The 235-nt window shown below is 52.3% G+C and carries 1 protein-coding gene; it reads right to left on the bottom strand.

The genetic code is table 11. The annotated features are described in order from the left end of the window. Window positions 1-201 (bottom strand): nucleotidyltransferase domain-containing protein (locus tag HBA93_RS23590; protein ID WP_221724825.1); only part of this gene is annotated, 201 nt, incomplete at its 3' end. Window positions 202-235 lie beyond the last annotated feature (34 nt).

The raw sequence follows: 235 nt of genomic DNA, 5'->3' as shown, positions 1-235 counted from the left end.
GGGGGGGGGGGGGGGGGGGGGGGGGGGGGGGGGGGGGGTGGGTGTGGCCGTTAGCAGATCAATATCACTCTGCGGTTTTAATGCACCGCCCAGAGCTGAGCCATGAATATAAATTCCGATTAGTTTGTCCTGTAAGATTTCTTTTAAAATTGACGAAGCTGCTAATGTTTGAGCTGTAATCTCAGGCTCAGTCTTCTGCATGGTAGCACATTCTCAGAATTGGTATCTATGGCGC

It is taken from the genome of Ochrobactrum sp. SFR4 (assembly GCF_019730395.1).
Classification (GTDB): domain Bacteria; phylum Pseudomonadota; class Alphaproteobacteria; order Rhizobiales; family Rhizobiaceae; genus Pseudochrobactrum.
Note: the sequence above shows the minus strand (reverse complement) of the source record. Positions and strands in the feature narration are given on the sequence as shown.